Genomic DNA, 14,805 nt, shown 5'->3' on the forward strand with positions numbered 1-14,805 from the left:
CACCCGAGCGCGAATAGAGCACACATGACCGAAGCGGACGACGCTGTCGCGGTGGACGACGCTGTCGCTGGCAGTGACGTCGAGGAGCGGCCCAGCTCCAAGTTCCGGGTGCGGCTGGAGAACTTCGAAGGCCCGTTCGACCTGCTGCTGCAGCTGATCTCGCAGCATGAGCTGGACGTCACCGAGGTGGCGTTGCATCAGGTCACCGACGACTTCATCGCGCACACCAAGGCGCTTGGCCCGGAGTGGGACCTGGACGAGACCACCGAGTTCCTGGTGATCGCGTCGACGCTGCTCGACCTGAAGGCCGCGCGGCTGCTGCCGTCCGGCGACGTCGAGAACGAAGAAGACCTCGCCCTGCTCGAGGCACGTGACCTGCTGTTCGCTCGCGTGCTGCAGTATCGTGCGTACAAGCAGGTCGCGGCGCTGTTCGCGGAGCTGGAAGCCGGCGCGCTACGGCGGTATCCGCGCTCGGTGTCGTTGGAGGAGCGCTATCTGGGACTGCTGCCCGAGGTGATGCTCGGCGTCGACCCGGACGGCCTGGCGGAGATCGCGGCCGCGGTGTTCCGGCCGAAGCCGCCTCCCACGGTGTCGCTGGACCACCTGCACGCGGGCAAGGTCTCGGTGCGTGAGCATGCCGCGATCCTGCGGCTGCGCCTCGCCGAGCATGGCGTGGCGAGCTTCTCCGACCTGGTGTCGGACTGTGAGCACACGCTGGAGGTGGTCGCTCGGTTCCTCGCCCTGCTTGAGCTGTATCGCGAGGCGACGGTGGACTTCGAGCAGTCCGACCCGCTCGGAGAACTGCGGGTGACCTGGACCGGCGGCTCGGTCGATGAGGCCAGCGCCGCCGCCGAGCGCGACCGCGCGGATGACGACGAGGAGGAGTACGGGTGAGTACCCCGGACGAGAACGCCCCCGCGCCCGACAGCCCTGACCCCGCTGTCGCCCTGGACACCGCCTCGGAGGACAGCGCCGCGCCCGCCGAGCCCGACACCGCCGAGGGCGCCGCACCCGTGGAGCCCGACGCCGCCGAGCCCGACACCGTGCCCGAATCTGAGGGCGCGCCCATCGACGTCACCGACGCGCTCCCGGACGTCTCCACCGACGAGCGGCTGATCTCCGCGCTGGAGGCGCTGCTGCTGGTCGTCGACTCGCCAGTGTCCGAGGAATCGCTGGCGTCCGCCGTCGAGCAGCCGGTCGACCGGGTCACCGAGGCGCTGCGCACCCTTGCCGAGGACCTCACTGACAAGGAGAGCGGTATCGAGCTGCGCCGGGCGGGCGACGGCTGGCGGTTCTACACCCGCGACACGTACGCGCCGTTCGTGGAGAAACTGCTGCTCGATGGGCAGCGCTCCAAACTGACCCGCGCCGCGCTGGAAACCCTCGCGGTGATCGCTTACCGGCAGCCGGTCACCCGGTCGCGTGTCGCGGCGGTGCGGGGCGTCAACGTCGACGGCGTGATCAGGACGTTGCTGGCGCGCGGACTGATCGACGAGCACGGCACCGACAGCGAAACCGGCGGCACGCTCTACGTCACCACGGAGCTGTTCCTGGAACGTCTCGGGCTGCCCTCGCTCGCCGACCTGCCGCCGATCGCGCCGTTGCTGCCTGAAGTGGATTCCATCGATGACCTCTGAGCCAGAACTCGTACGGTTGCAGAAGGTGCTCGCCAAGGCGGGCGTCGCCTCGCGCCGCGCCGCCGAGGAGATGATCGTGCGCGGCAGGGTGAGCGTCGACGGCGAGGTCGTCCGCGAGCTCGGGACCAAAGTGGACCCCGACACCGCTGTCATCCGTGTCGACGGCGACCGCGTCGTTGTCCGCGACGACTTGGTGTACCTCGCGCTGAACAAGCCGCGCGGCATGCACAGCACCATGACCGACGACCGGGGCAGGCCATGTGTTGGTGACCTGGTGGCCGACCGCACCGAGCGCCTGTTCCACGTCGGCAGGCTCGACGCCGATACCGAGGGCCTGCTGCTGCTCACCAACGACGGCGAGCTGGCGCACCGCCTCATGCACCCGTCGTACGAGGTGTTGAAGACGTACGTCGCGGAGGTCGAGGGCGTGGTGCCGCGTGGTCTCGGAGCGCGGCTCACGTCTGGCGTGGAACTGGACGACGGCCCGGTGAAAGCCGACCGGTTCCGCGTGCTGGATTCGCGCCCTGGCCGGGCGATGGTGGAGATCGTGCTGCACGAGGGGCGCAACCACATCGTGCGCAGGCTGCTCGACGAGGTGGGTCACCCCGTGCGTCGGCTGGTCCGCACGGCGATCGACGATGTCACGCTCGGCCAGCTCAAGCCGGGCTCGCTGCGCCCGCTGACCCGCAAGGAGCTCGCCGCGCTGCACGCCGCCGTTGGACTCTAGACGTTGTGGTCGCTATGACGACCGAAACGTCTTCAGTGTGGCGGCAGACGGGCAGGCGCGCGGACCGCACCGCGCGCCGCTACGACACCGGCTTCGGCGCGGGGGTGCCCCGGACCAACCGGACGGTCGGCTCGACCACACGAGCGGCGATCGGCCCGAGTGCCGCCATGAGCAGCACATACGTCGTCGCCAGCGCGGCGAGTCGCGGCTCGACCGCGCCCGCGGACACCGCCAATCCCGCGATGATGATGGAGAACTCGCCGCGCGCGATCAGGGACGCGCCCGCGCGCGCTCGCCCGAGCGGCCCGATGCCTTGCCGATGGGCCGCCCACCAACCCGTCGCGAGTTTCGTGATCGTGGTGACCACCGCCAGCGCCACGGCGAAACCCAGCACCGGTGGTATGTCCCTCGGGTCGGTGTTCAGCCCGAACACCACGAAGAAGATCGCCGCGAACAGATCGCGCAGCGGTTCGAGTACTCGGGTGGCGCTGCGCGCGGCGGGACCTGCGATCGCGATGCCAAGCAAGAACGCGCCGACCGCAGCCGAGACCTGCATCGCCGCCGCGACACCCGCGACCAGCAATGCCGAGCCAAGCAGCTTGAGCAAGAAGATCTCGCGGTCCTCACTGAACAGCACCGCCGAGACGTAGCGCCCGTACCGCATCGCCACCACGAGGACCACGGTCACGACGAACAGTGAGATGCCAACCGCCCGCAGCCCAGCCATCAGGCTGATGCCGCCAAGCATGGCCGTGAGCGTCGGCAGGTACGCCGCCATGACCAGGTCCTCGAACACCAGGATCGACAGCACGACCGGGGTCTCGCGGTTACCGGTGCGGCCCAGGTCGTTGAGGATCTTGGCGATGATGCCGGACGACGAGATGTAGGTGATGCCCGCCATGACCAGCGCTGCCGTCGGTCCCCAGCCGAGCAGCAGCGCGAGCGCCGCACCGGGCGTCGCGTTGAGCACGATGTCGACCAGTCCCGCCAGCCACGACCGTCTCAGCCCGGTGAACAGCTCGGTGGCGGTGTACTCAAGGCCGAGCATCAGCAACAGCAGCACGACGCCGATCTCGGCAGCGAGGTGGGTGAACTCCTCGATGTTGCCGAGCTCGATGACACCGCCGTTACCGAAAGCGAGTCCGCCGAGCAGGTACAGCGGAATGGGTGACATGCCGACCCGCTGGGCGAGCCTGCCGAGCACGCCAAGCCCAAAGAACACCGCGCCGAGCTGGATCAGGGAAAGGGCTGTGTGGTCGGCTTCCATGCCGATCAGCCGTTCTTGAGGACCTTCGCCGCAGCGTTAAGGCCCTCCGAGGTCCCGACGGCCACGAGTAGGTCGCCCGCGGTGAACGTGTGGTCGGGGCCTGGTGACGGGTGCACGGTGCCCGCCCGCATCACCGCGACGATGGACACTTTGGTGCGCGTGCGCATCTGGGTGTCGCCGAGGGTGCGGCCGTCGTAGGGGGAGCCATCTTCGATCGGCAGTTGCTTGGTTTGGATTCCCGGCAGGTCCTTGTGCTCCTCGGTGAGCTGCGCGACGAGCTGGGGCGCGCCGAGCAGGTTGCCGAGGGTGCCGGCCTCGTCGATGGTCAGCGGGAGCGAGGCCACGCACGCGTCGGGGTCGTCCGCACGTGAGATGATCAGCTCGATCGCCCCGTCACGGTGGTTGATGACACCGATGCGCTGGCCGTTGCGCAGCGCGAAGTCCTTGCGCACACCGATGCCAGGAAGTGGCGTTACTTCTACGTTCACGCACTCACCGTAGCTGAGGTGGCGCGTGGGCGCGGGTGCGGTCAGTGGCATGCGCTGCGTTCCCGCGTGAGGGCGGCAGGCAGAATGTCGGGAGAGGAACAGGCTGGACAAGGAGTGATCGTTGGCTGCTCAACTGCGGGGTGTCGTCGCCATGGACGGGCCGTCTGGCACCGGAAAGACGACGGTGGCGCGCAAGCTCGCCAACCGGCTCGGCGCCGGATATCTGGACACCGGCGCGATGTACCGGGCGATCACCTTGGCCGCGCTGCGTTCCGAGGTCGATGTCGCGGAGGCCGACGCGGTCACGAAGGCGGCCAAGGCGGCAGAGCTGGAGGTCGGCACCGACCCGAACGCCCCGGTCGCGCTGCTGGACGGTGAGGACGTCGCCGCCGAGATCCGCGGTGACCAGGTGACCTCGGCTGTCTCGGCGGTCGCCGCGGTGCCCGCGGTGCGGGACCTGCTCGTCGGCATGCAGCGGCGCATCATCGAGCGCGTGCTGGCCGAGCGTGGCGGCATCGTCGTCGAGGGCCGCGACATCGGCACCGTCGTCGCGCCGGATGCCCCACTGAAGATCTTTCTGACCGCGTCCGCCGACGTGCGGGCCGCGCGCAGGCTGGCGCAGGACTCGGCCGCTGGTCGCGAGGCGAACCACGTCGACGTCCTGCGCTCGGTGGACCGCAGGGACCGGCTCGACTCGACGCGCGCGACCAACCCGATGCGCCCCGCCGACGACGCCGTCGAGTTCGACACCAGCGATCTCGGTATCGAGGGCGTGGTGACGTCGCTGTGCGAGCTGGCGGAGCAGCGCGGCATCGTTGCGGAGCGCGGGGCCCCGACGTGAGTGGTGACGTGAGCGATCTGCCCGCTGGCGCTCACGCGGGCCTGCACGACGTCGCCCGGGCGCTGGCGCGGTGGACGTTCCGGCCCGCCTTCAAGATCACCGTGCGTGGCGACGACCGTGTGCCGCGCACCGGGCCGGTCGTGCTGGTGGCGAACCACATGTCGATGGTGGAACCGCAGCTGCTGTTCGGATTATTGCCGCGTCGTTCGGTGTTCTTGGTGAAGAAGGAGATGTTCCGCGGGCCGGTCGGCAAGGGACTCGAGCTTATCGGGCAGTTGCCGGTGCGGCGGGGTGAGCCGGATCGGACGCCGTTGTTACACGCCGTGCGGCTACTACGCGCGGGCGGGCTGGTCGCGGTGTTTCCAGAGGGCACGAGGGGCAGTGGCGATGTGCGGGTCGCCGAGCAGGGCGCGGCGTGGCTGGTGCGATCATCCGGGGCGATCGTGCAGCCGGTCGCGGTGCGTGGCACCCGGCGCCCTGCCGGGGCGCGCAAGCGGTTCCGGCCCAAGGTGGACGTCTATTTCGGCGAGCCGTTCGCGCTGGAGGTGCCCCGGGGCAGGACGGGACTGGTCGAGGCGACCGAACGGTTGCGGACGCGGCTCGCGGACACGGTCGCTGAGCTAGATAGCTGGCGTGCGTCGCACGGCAGGACAGAACGAACAAGGGATGTGCGACGATGACTTATTCGGACGGGACCGATGCGGCGGGAACCGCGGCGGACGGCACCTGGTCGGACGAGTCGGAATTCAGGGCGCTGGACGACGCCATCGCGGCCGCTGACGAGGAACAGGCGCCCGAGGTGCAGCCGGTGGTCGCGATCGTCGGTCGGCCCAACGTGGGCAAGTCCACGCTGGTGAACCGCATTCTCGGTCGGCGGGAAGCGGTTGTCCAGGACACTCCCGGCGTCACGCGTGACAGGGTCGCCTACGACGCCAACTGGGCTGGCAGGCGGTTCACCCTGGTCGACACAGGTGGCTGGGAGCCGAAGGCGAGCGGGCTCCAGGCCGCGGTGGCCGCGCAGGCCGAACTGGCGATGTCCACGGCGGACGCGGTGGTGCTCGTTGTCGACGCCACCGTGGGCGCGACGGAGGCAGAGCAGGCGGTGGCGCGGGTGCTGCGGCGCTCCAAGCGGCCGGTGATCCTCGCGGCCAACAAGGTGGACGACGAACGACTCATGGCCGACGTCGCGCAGTTGTGGTCGCTGGGGCTGGGCGAGCCGTACCCTGTCAGCGCGTTGCATGGCCGCTCTTCCGGTGACCTGCTGGACGCGGTCGTCGGCGCGCTGCCGGACGCGCCTCGTGAGGCGGACAAGGTCGGCGGTCCCCGCAGGGTGGCGCTGGTCGGCAAGCCGAACGTGGGCAAGTCGAGCCTGCTGAACAAGCTCACCGGCGAGGACCGGTCGGTGGTGCACCACGCCGCGGGCACCACGGTCGACCCGGTGGACTCGCTGGTCGAGTTGGACGGGCAGGCGTGGCGGTTCGTCGACACCGCGGGCTTGCGCAAGCGGGTGAACACGGCGAAGGGCACCGAGTACTACGCCTCGCTGCGCACCAAGACCGCGATCGACGCCGCCGAGGTGGTGATCGTGCTGCTCGACGCGAGCGAACCGATCACCGAGCAGGACCTGCGGGTGCTGACCATGGTGGTCGAGTCTGGCCGGGCATGTGTGCTGGCGATGAACAAGTGGGATCTGGTCGACGATGAACGCCGTTATCAACTGGATCGGGAGCTGGATCGTGGTCTGACGCGAATCCGCTGGGCGCAGCGGGTCAACGTGTCCGCGCTGACCGGGCGTGCCGTGCGCAAGCTGGCGCCCGCTATGCGCACGGCGCTGGATTCCTGGGACACCCGGGTGCCAACCGGGCGGCTCAACGGCTGGTTGTCCGATCTCATCGCGGCCACCCCGCCACCGGTACGGGGCGGCAAGCAGCCGAAGGTGCTGTTCGCGACGCAGGCCAGCATCCGGCCACCGACGTTCGTGCTGTTCTCGACGGGCTTCCTCGAGGCGGGCTACCGCCGGTTCATCGAGCGCAAACTGCGGGAGGAGTTCGGCTTCGAGGGCTCTCCGGTGCGGATCAACGTCCGGGTTCGGGAGAAGAAACCCCGCAAGCGCTAGGCGGCGCGGCCGGGGATGCCCTCGGTGCCGAGGGCGGCACGGCCGAGTGCGGTGATCTGCGCGGGCACGCGCTCCCCGGGGCGTCCGGACACCGAGGGCTCGATCCAGCCGAGCCGGGCGAGCCGGTGCACGGTGGACTGGTCGCAGCAGGCGAGACCGTCGACGAACAGGTCGGGCTCGCTGCTGCACGTGATCTCGGCCCTGCCGAGCGCGACGGCCCGCAGCGTGGCTCTTTCGCGATAGTTGAGTTCTTCCTGACTGCCCGACACGACGCTGTGCCCCTCTCTCCTGCTGCGACCGTCGCGCTACCCGCGCCAGCGGTTCCGTGACGGTCTCTGCGACGTTGTGTCGCTGTGTGCGGTTCCGCTGTTACCGGAGAGCGTGACGACGGCATGGTATGACGCGGTTCACACTGATGTGTGACACGGCCACGCCAGTGGCACCGACGTGCCAGGCTTGGTCAGACCATGTCGCGGGGGACCGTGCGGTCCCAGTTGTAGGACGCCACGCGGGTGTCGCCTTCGTAGGCGTCCAGCTCCGCGCGCAGGTGGAAGTCCGTCGCGGACGACGTCAGGACGGTGCGGGTCTCCGTCGTGACCTTCCAGCCGTCGCGCTCGAACCCCATCGTCCACGCGGTCTCGCCGGATACCGACCCGAAGTCGTCACCCACCCAGCTGTAGCGCTCGAACGCGCGGCGGGTGACGGTGAGGTCGATGTCGTCGAGCCGTACCGTGCCGAGGTCTTTCACCACGTCCAGCGACGAGTGGTAGTTCACAAGGTCACGCGTGACTGTCCAGCGCTCCTCGCCGGGCAGCACCTGGGTCACCGGGATCGGCTCGGTCCCTTCCGGCTCCTCGAATGCGTGCAGCGGGACCTCGTCGGCCTCACCTACCGGACGGACCGGCAGCAGCACACGGCTGGTGCCGCCGAACACCGACAGCCGCACCGGTTCCGGGGGCGGCCACGCAAGCGGCCAGTACGACGTAGAGATCGCCACGCGCAGTCGGTGCCCAGGCGGCAGTGCCTGTGCCATCGCGTTGAGCTGCACGCTTACCTGATAACGCTCGCCGGGGACGAGTGGCTTCGGGTTGGCGTGGTCGTCCCGGTGGGTGAGGTTGAGCAGGCCGTAGCTTATCCGGGTGGCCCTGCCGTCCTCGGCGATGTCGGAAAGCCGTACCGCCACCATCGCGATCGGTTGGGTGGCCGCGACGTCCAACTCCACTACCGGAGCGCCGAGCAGCTCGACGCGTTCGGTGAACGCGTCGGTGTCGAACACCAGCGAGCCGCCGTCCTCCTCGCGCTGGTCGTAGGGGAGGTCCGGCGGGGCGTTGTAGGAGCACCACTTGCCCGCGTACTGCCCGACCGACAGCGGCGACTCGATCGTCAGCTCCTCGCTCTCGACCTCCTCGCCGGGCAATGCGATCCGGTTGCGGTGCAGCTGACGCGCCTCGGTGTGGACGTGTGGCGGCGGCCAGCTCAGCTCACCGACCCAGCGGCCTGGCCGCTCCTTGTAGGCGGTGAACGGCGGCACCGTCTCCTGCATCCAGATCCGCAGCATCGGCTCGTCCATGATGCCGGTGTCGACGTCCTTGAGCCAGTGATCCCACCAGCGCACGAGCTCCTGCAGGAAGCCGATCGCGGGACCGGGTTCACCCAGGTGCGGGTACTTGTGCGACCACGGACCGACGAGGCCCTTGCGCGGGACGGTCAGGTTCTCCAGCATCCGGAACACGGCGTTGGTGTAGCCGTCCGCCCAGCCACTCACCGCGAGCACGGGGCACTCAACACTGGCGTAGTCCTCGCAGATGGAGCCGTGCTGCCAGTACTCGTCACGGCGCTGGTGGATCAGCCATTCCTCCAGCCACAGCCCGCTGCGGGCGAGCCGCTTGAGCCACATGTCCCGCCACCGGTCACCGACGACGGCCGGGTCGGGCGGACTCGAGTTGTAGGCGAACATCGTTGACGCCCAGGACAGGTTGTCCGAGAGTAGGCAGCCGCCCATGTAGTGGACGTCGTCGGCATACCGGTCGTCGGTGGAGCTGACGGTGACGATCGCGTCGAGGCCCGGCGGGCGGCGTGCGGCGACCTGGAGCGCGTTGAACCCGCCCCACGAGATGCCCATCATCCCGCTTCGTCCGGTGCACCACGGCTGCTTGGCGAGCCAGGCGAGGACGTCCTCGGCGTCGGCGAGCTCTTCCTCCAGGTACTCGTCGGTGAGTACCCCCTCGGAGTCGCCGCTGCCGCGCAGGTCGACGCGGACGCAGGCGTAGCCGTGCCCCGCGAGATAAGGGTGATGGATCGAGTCGCGGCGTGCGGTTAGGTCACGCTGCCGGTACGGGATGAACTCGAGGATCGCGGGTACCGGCTCGAGTTCGGACGACGCCGGACGCCAGATTCTGGCCGCGAGCCGTGTCCCGTCGGACATCGGCACCCAGACGTGTTCCTCCTCGCGGACAGCATGTGGCAGCGATGTCACCGTCCGCATGGACCAACTCCTCGGCGCGTGTGATCAAGGCCGTCTGCGTCGTACCTCGATCACGGGACTGCCAAACACGATCTATTCTACGGCGTCGATCTCGAACCGCAGCGCGGCGACGACCTGGTCGTACTTCGCGATCAGCTCCGCCTCGTCCTCGGCACCCATGTAGACACTCGCCAGCTGGTAGCTGTAGCTGTCCTGCCGGTGCAGTTCGGAGAGCCGGTCGTCTTCGTTGACGGTGAGCTCGATGGTGGTGCCTGGCACGATGTGTTGGATCGCCTCGATTTCTTCCGGGGTGGGCACTTGCCGGACGACGCCGTCTTCGAAGCGGCGGACGAACCATTTCGCGGCCGCGCCGTAGCGGCCTTCGCGGTGTGGGAATTCGGGGTCGCGGCCGAGGGCGAGGCGGAGCATGGCTTCGTGGTTGGCCATGCCGTCGACGTCGGCGAAGAGTTCGGCGTGGGACTGTGAGTGGCGAGGGTTGATCTCCAGCAGGTTGATGGCGTCGGTGCCGGGGTCCCAGAAGTATTCGATGTTGAACGTCATGCGCTCCAGCCCGATCGCCGTGACGAGCGTGCGCGACAGCTCGGAGACGCGCTCGACCACGTCCTCGGGCAGCGAGGATGGGTACTGGTAGCGCAGGAAGCTGGGGCTGTTCTCGTAGTTGACCGAGTCGACCACGCCGTAGATGACGATCTCGCCGTTGTACCGGTAACCCTCGACGGTGAGCTGCCTGCCGATGATGGCCTCCTCGGCCAGGCACATGCGACCGCCCGCCGCGTCGATCTCCGGCGGTAACGTGACGTGCTCCAGTAGCGCCTCGAACGGTTTGCTGACCCAGTCGATCCCCTCGTCGATCTTGGCGAGCGCGTCGCGGAAGGCGTCAAGGTCGTTGACACCGAAGGCCAGTTCGGACGCGAACGACTTCACCGGCTTGACCCACATCGGGAATCGCACGTTCTCCGGCGGTTCGGTGTCCACGGCTGGGTCGACGAGGCCGAACGGGGGGATCGCGTCGACAACGCGTTGCTGCACAAGCCTGCTCCAGTACTTGTGCTCGCACATGACGACCTCTTCGATGCTGGCCGTCGGCAGGCCGTAACGGGTGCGCAGCAGCGGCAGCATCGTGCTGACCGGGAAATCCCAGAAGCCGATGATCGCGTCGATCGAACCGTCGAAGTTATCGAGTTGCCGCTGTGCCGAGGCGAGGACGTCGCGGAACGAGATCTCATCGCCCCAGATCTCCTCGAAGGTCAGCAGCGGGTGGAAGATGCAGCCGTCGGCGGACGGCATGTTCTCCAGTAGGCGCTGATTGTGCTCGTCATGGCCGAGAATGAAGACGTTCGCTGTCATGGCGGCTCCTTACGTCACCCGAGCTTGTCGCCACTGGGTTCCCGCACGTAACAGCGTAAACGCTGATCTTGACTCCGACCGGGTATTCGAGCCAGCGAAGCATCCGCCGATCAGGTCACGTCCTCGATGTCGAACGGCAGGGCGGCGAGGACCTGCTCGTATTTCGTGTTCACCTCGGACTCGTCGACTCCCCCGATGTAGACGTTGGCGAGCAGGTAGCTGTAGGCGTCCTGGTGTTGCAGTTCGGAGAGCCGGTCGCCTTCGTTGACGGTGGGTTCGATGGTGGTGCCTGGCACGATGTGTTGGATCGCCTCGATTTCTTCCGGGGTGGGCACTTGCCGGACGACGCCGTCTTCGAAGCGGCGGACGAACCATTTCGCGGCCGCGCCGTAGCGGCCTTCGCGGTGTGGGAATTCGGGGTCGCGGCCGAGGGCGAGGCGGAGCATGGCTTCGTGGTTGGCCATGCCGTCGACGTCGGCGAAGAGTTCGGCGTGGGACTGTGAGTGGCGGGGGTTGATCTCCAGCAGGTTGATGGCGTCGGTGCCGGGGTCCCAGAAGTATTCGATGTTGAACGTCATGCGCTCCAGCCCGATCGCCGTGACGACCTTGCGGGACAGGTCGGTCAGCCGATCGATGACTCCCTCGGGAAGTGTGGATGGGTACTGGTAGCGCAGGAAGCTGGGGCTGTTCTCGTAGTTGACCGAGTCGACCACGCCGTAGATGACGATCTCGCCGTTGTACCGGTAACCCTCGACGGTGAGCTGCTGGCCGACCAGCGCTTCCTCGGCAAGACCGGACTGTCCGCCCGCCGCGTCGATCTCCGGTGGCAGCGTGACATGTTCCAGCAGGGCATCGAACGGCTGACCGAGCCATCCGATCCCATCTCTGATCTCGGCGAGCGCGGCTTGGTACGCCTCGAGATCGGCGACGCCGAAGGCGAGTACGGAACTGAATGACTTCACCGGCTTGACCCACATCGGGAACCGGACGTCCGCCGGTGGGTCGGTCGCGTCGAGGTCGACGAGGGCGAACGGCGGCACGGCCTCGCCGATCACCTGTCGTTGTATTCGTCTGCTCCAGTACTTGTGCTCGCACATGACGACTTCCTCGATGCTGGCCGTCGGCAGGCCGTAGCGCTCGCGGAGCAGCGGGAGGGCGGAGCTGACAGGGAAGTCCCAGAAACCGACGATCGCGTCGATGCTGCCGTCGAAGCCGTCGAGGTCACGCTGTGCCGAGGCGAGAATGTCGTGGAACGAGATCTCGTCGCCCCAGATCTCCTCGAAGGTCAGCAGCGGATGGAACACGCAGTGCTCCGCGGAGGGCATGGCCTCCAACAGTTGCTGGTTGTGTTCGTCGTGACCGAGAACGAAAACATTCGTGGGCATGGTGGATCCTTCACTGGTGCGGGCGTAACCAGCATGGGTACCCAGGACGCATGATCGATACACCCCGCTGGCTCATTTTTCGGCGACGTTGTCGCGGGTCGCATACCCGCGGGGGCTGCCGCACACTGGACGCGTGGACCGTGTGATGCGGATGGCGGTGCGGATCGACGGGGTGGTGCAGGGGGTCGGCTTTCGCCCGTTCGTGTATGGCCTCGCTACCCGTCTGCGGCTGTCCGGCCACGTCGGCAACGACGCGTCTGGTGTGTTCGCCGAAGTGGAGGGCGACGCCGCCGCCACGAAGGAGTTCCTGCGCGCCGTCACGGCCGAGGCGCCGCCACTGGCGGTGGTCGAGGACGTGCGGTCGCGCGAGATCCCGCCGACCGGCGAGGCCGGGTTCACCATCGTGGCGAGTCTGGCCGGTGACGAAGCCAGCACACTGATCTCGGCGGACTCGGCCACCTGTGATGATTGCCTCCGCGAGATGGCCGACCCGGCCGATCGCCGCTACCGGTACCCGTTCATCAACTGCACCAACTGCGGTCCCCGGTTCACCATCGTGCGCGGCGTGCCGTACGACCGGCCGCTCACGACGATGGCCGACTTCGTGATGTGCGAGGCGTGCTCGGCGGAGTATCACGACCCGGCCGATCGGCGGTTCCACGCGCAGCCGGTGTGCTGCCCCGCGTGCGGGCCGAGGTTGCGGTTGGACCTCCTCACCGGCGGGGACACTGCCGGGCACGGTGCCCAGCCTGGCCCGCGTGCTGACATCGACGACCCGCTCGCGGCAGCGGCGCGGTTGCTGCGCGACGGCCATGTGCTCGCGGTCAAGGGCCTCGGCGGGTTTCACCTCGCGACCGACGCCACCCACCCCACGGCGTCGGCCACCTTGCGTGCCCGCAAGCACCGCGAGGACAAGCCGTTCGCCGTGATGGTGCCCGACCTCGCGGCCGCGCGGGAGCTGTGCGAGGTCAACGACGTCGACGCGGAGCTGCTGACCAGCCGTCGACGTCCGATCGTGCTGCTGCCGAAGCGACATGGCACGCCGATCGCGGACGCCGTCGCGCCTGGTAACCGCCGGCTCGGCGTCCTGCTGCCTTACACGCCGCTGCATCACCTTTTGCTCGCCGGCGTTGGCCGTCCCATCGTGCTGACCAGCGGAAACATCTCCGACGAACCGATCGTGTATCGCGACGAGGACGTCGTCGACCGCCTTGGCGCGATCGCGGGCGCCATGCTCACCCATGACCGGCCCATTCACATCCGCACCGACGACTCGGTGGTGCGGAGTTTCCGGCGCACGGCGCAGGTGCAGCGTCGGTCACGCGGGTACGTGCCGGAAGCGGTGCCGCTGGAGTTCGACGTCGGCAGGCACATCCTGGCGTGCGGGGCGGAGCTCAAGAACACGTTCTGCGTGGCGAAGGGGCGGCATGCCTTCTTGTCGCACCACATCGGCGATCTGGAGAACTTCGAGACGCTGCGTTCGTTCACCCAGGGTATCGAACACTTTCGCGCGCTGTTCGACGTCCAACCGGACGTTGTCGCCTACGACTTGCATCCGGAGTACCTGTCCACCAAGTACGCGCTCGACCTGTCCGATGTGGAGCTGGTGGGGGTGCAGCACCACCACGCGCACATCGCGTCGTGTCTCGCGGACAACCGGGAGCGGGGCCCGGTGCTTGGTGTCGCGTTCGATGGCACCGGCTACGGCACCGACGGCACGATCTGGGGCGGGGAGTTCCTGCTCGCGGACTTGACGTCGTTCCGTCGGCTCGGATTGATCGACTCCGTGCCCATGCCCGGCGGGGCGAAGGCGATCAAGCAGCCGTGGCGGATGGCGGCGGCGTACCTGGACCGTGCGTACGGCGATGACGTGCCGGACCTCGGCGTCGTCACCCGCAACGCGGCAGACTGGCGGGCGGTGCGGTCGATGGCGCGCAGCGGGGTCAACGCGCCGTCGACGTCGAGTGCGGGTCGCTTGTTCGACGCCGTCGCCGCCGTACTCGGGATCCGGGACGCGATCAACTACGAGGGGCAGGCGGCGATCGAGCTGGAGCAGGTGGCCAGTCCGAGCGAGCGGGGCGCGTATGAGGCCGCTGTCATGGGAGACGATCCGCTACGGGTGTCCGGTGTAGACCTCGTGCGGGCGTGTGTCGCGGACCTGCGCGCGGGGGTCGTGCCCGCCGTCGTCGCCGCGCGGTTTCACAACGGCGTCGCGGACGTGATCGCGCGGGTGTGTGACCGGTTGCGGACGTCGACCGGCATCGGCACGGTCGCGTTGTCGGGCGGGGTGTTCCAGAACCTGCTGCTGCTCGGCGCGACGGTGGACGCGTTAGAACAGCGGGACTTCCGGGTGCTGATCCATTCCCGAGTACCGACAAACGACGGCGGCATCAGCCTCGGCCAGGCGGTCATCGCGGCTCACCAGCGGCGTGCCGCGACCGGCGAAACGACTCCTGTTGTGGCCGCTACTTCGGTGAGTGGATCTCCTTTGCTCCTTGAATGACCAGCAGAT

The 14,805-nt window shown here is 68.3% G+C and carries 13 protein-coding genes; 7 read left to right on the forward strand and 6 right to left on the reverse strand.

Going from position 1 to position 14,805, the window contains the following annotated elements; translation table 11 throughout:
* The first annotated feature begins 24 nt into the window (after window positions 1-24).
* Genes ACFQGD_RS15165 through ACFQGD_RS15175 form a run of 3 tightly spaced genes read left to right on the forward strand, consistent with a single transcriptional unit; the run spans window position 25 to window position 2,364 of the window.
* On the forward strand, window positions 25-894 hold the full coding sequence (locus ACFQGD_RS15165) for a segregation and condensation protein A (RefSeq protein ID WP_345399567.1): 870 nt from the start codon (window positions 25-27) through the stop codon (window positions 892-894).
* Window positions 891-1,637, forward strand: a complete 747-nt coding sequence (gene scpB / locus ACFQGD_RS15170) for an SMC-Scp complex subunit ScpB (RefSeq protein WP_345399564.1) — start codon at window positions 891-893, stop codon at window positions 1,635-1,637. Before ACFQGD_RS15165 ends, scpB begins: the two co-directional genes overlap by 4 nt.
* Window positions 1,627-2,364, forward strand: coding sequence for a pseudouridine synthase (locus ACFQGD_RS15175; RefSeq protein WP_345399561.1), 738 nt, complete (start codon window positions 1,627-1,629; stop codon window positions 2,362-2,364). The genes scpB and ACFQGD_RS15175 overlap by 11 nt, the downstream gene beginning before the upstream one ends.
* A gap of 79 nt (window positions 2,365-2,443) precedes the next feature.
* Here ACFQGD_RS15175 and ACFQGD_RS15180 read toward each other — a convergent pair whose 3' ends face one another.
* Window positions 2,444-3,631, reverse strand: a complete 1,188-nt coding sequence (locus tag ACFQGD_RS15180) for a cation:proton antiporter (protein WP_345399558.1) — start codon at window positions 3,629-3,631, stop codon at window positions 2,444-2,446.
* A gap of 5 nt (window positions 3,632-3,636) precedes the next feature.
* Entirely contained in the window at window positions 3,637-4,119 is a 483-nt protein-coding gene (locus ACFQGD_RS15185; RefSeq protein ID WP_345399555.1) for a cation:proton antiporter regulatory subunit, read from the reverse strand.
* Between the two features lie 151 nt (window positions 4,120-4,270).
* On the opposite strand from ACFQGD_RS15185, the gene cmk reads away from it, so the two are divergent.
* From cmk to der, 3 genes are read left to right on the forward strand one after another with little or no spacing between them, the layout of a single operon-like run.
* A complete protein-coding gene (gene cmk, locus ACFQGD_RS15190) occupies window positions 4,271-4,960 on the forward strand; it encodes a (d)CMP kinase (RefSeq protein WP_345399604.1) in 690 nt (229 codons plus the stop codon).
* 8 nt (window positions 4,961-4,968) lie between these two features.
* Window positions 4,969-5,640 carry a lysophospholipid acyltransferase family protein gene (locus ACFQGD_RS15195; protein ID WP_345399552.1) on the forward strand — a complete coding sequence of 224 codons (672 nt, stop codon included), beginning with the start codon at window positions 4,969-4,971 and terminating at the stop codon, window positions 5,638-5,640.
* Entirely contained in the window at window positions 5,637-7,076 is a 1,440-nt protein-coding gene (gene der / locus ACFQGD_RS15200) for a ribosome biogenesis GTPase Der (protein ID WP_345399549.1), read from the forward strand. The genes ACFQGD_RS15195 and der overlap by 4 nt, the downstream gene beginning before the upstream one ends.
* Here the strand turns inward: der and ACFQGD_RS15205 are convergent.
* From ACFQGD_RS15205 to ACFQGD_RS15220, 4 genes are all read right to left on the reverse strand, one after another.
* Window positions 7,073-7,345 (reverse strand): hypothetical protein, encoded by a 273-nt coding sequence (locus tag ACFQGD_RS15205; RefSeq protein WP_345399546.1) that lies wholly within the window; start codon window positions 7,343-7,345, stop codon window positions 7,073-7,075. The genes der and ACFQGD_RS15205 overlap by 4 nt on opposite strands.
* A gap of 191 nt (window positions 7,346-7,536) precedes the next feature.
* A complete protein-coding gene (locus tag ACFQGD_RS15210; RefSeq protein WP_345399543.1) occupies window positions 7,537-9,561 on the reverse strand; it encodes a CocE/NonD family hydrolase in 2,025 nt (674 codons plus the stop codon).
* 72 nt (window positions 9,562-9,633) lie between these two features.
* Window positions 9,634-10,908, reverse strand: coding sequence for an ATP-grasp domain-containing protein (locus ACFQGD_RS15215; RefSeq protein ID WP_390183610.1), 1,275 nt, complete (start codon window positions 10,906-10,908; stop codon window positions 9,634-9,636).
* A 110-nt stretch (window positions 10,909-11,018) separates the two neighbouring features.
* Window positions 11,019-12,293: an ATP-grasp domain-containing protein gene (locus ACFQGD_RS15220; protein WP_390183609.1), complete on the reverse strand. Its 1,275-nt coding sequence runs from the start codon at window positions 12,291-12,293 to the stop codon at window positions 11,019-11,021.
* 145 nt (window positions 12,294-12,438) lie between these two features.
* Between ACFQGD_RS15220 and hypF the strand changes: the two genes are divergently transcribed.
* Complete coding sequence (gene hypF / locus ACFQGD_RS15225; protein ID WP_345392749.1) at window positions 12,439-14,796, forward strand: carbamoyltransferase HypF; 2,358 nt, start codon at window positions 12,439-12,441, stop codon at window positions 14,794-14,796.
* The last annotated feature ends 9 nt before the right edge of the window (window positions 14,797-14,805 follow it).

The sequence above is a fragment of the Haloechinothrix salitolerans genome, assembly GCF_042662605.1.
In the GTDB taxonomy this organism is placed as follows: Bacteria; Actinomycetota; Actinomycetes; order Mycobacteriales; family Pseudonocardiaceae; genus Haloechinothrix_A; species Haloechinothrix_A salitolerans.